Consider the following 971-nt stretch of genomic DNA (forward strand, 5'->3'; position numbering starts at 1 on the left):
GTTCTTACAAGCAAATTTCCTGCCTTCTGGGTTTGCGCACCGAAAACATGCTCAACCCTTACACGAACCTTCGATTTGGTCCTGTTACTCTTCTGTTCCCGAGCTGTCAGCTTTCGGTTCCGAGTGCCTTTACGATGAATGCGTTCCCGGTAACCCGATTCCTCCAGCGACTTTAGACGATCTTTCGAATAGTACGCCGAGTCTGCCCAGACATTACGATTCGTGTTTTCCGCAAGTATTTCCTCAAACACATTGCTGTCATGGACGGAAGCGTCAGTTACTTTCCAGCCACGGATGAGTTTATGCTTAGCATCAACGGAAATATGATTTTTGTAGCCAAAAAAGGATTTGCCGTTCTTCTTGGTCCAGCGAGCATCAACATCTTTTCTCCGCCGCTTGTTCTCACCCCATTGAACCGGGGCCTTGCCTTCGCGCTTTATCTGTGCATTTTCTTCACGGCTATTGCGCTGTATCGGCGTCTTCACAATGGAGGCGTCCACGATCTGCCCTTTCAGGGCCGTATAGCCACACTCCTGCAGGTGCAACTCAAACTGAGAAAACAACTCTTCGATTATCCCAGCGTTTTTCAAATCTTCACGAAAAAGCCATATAGTAGTTGCATCGGGAACTTTGCTCCCTACGTGCAAACCGAGAAAACGGCAAAAAGAGTGGCGATCGAGAATTTGATATTCAGTGGCGTCATCGGAAAGGTTATACAGAGACTGAAGCACAAGAATTTTGAAGAGCAATATGACATCATATCCTTTCGGTCCCGCTGTAGACTTACGGGGCTTCTGTCGAGCCTTTTCAAGTGCAGGGCGAAAGATTTCCCAATCAACAGCTTGATTAATTTTGGTAAGAGGGTCACCGTTGCTGTCGATTTTACGCATCCGATTATCAAGGTCGAAGAATCCTGGCTGAAACATATCGGCTCCATCAAGTAAAAAACGGCTTAGAAGATGATGGAAAAG

1 protein-coding gene is annotated in these 971 nt (G+C 46.8%); it reads right to left on the minus strand.

Annotation, left to right across the window (positions count from 1 at the left end):
• Positions 1 to 926: IS5 family transposase (locus JWH17_RS23220; RefSeq protein WP_205225083.1), on the minus strand; the 926-nt coding region annotated here is incomplete at its 3' end.
• Positions 927 to 971 lie beyond the last annotated feature (45 nt).

The sequence above is a fragment of the Desulfogranum marinum genome, from assembly GCF_016918565.1.
Lineage (GTDB): Bacteria > Desulfobacterota > Desulfobulbia > Desulfobulbales > Desulfobulbaceae > Desulfogranum > Desulfogranum marinum.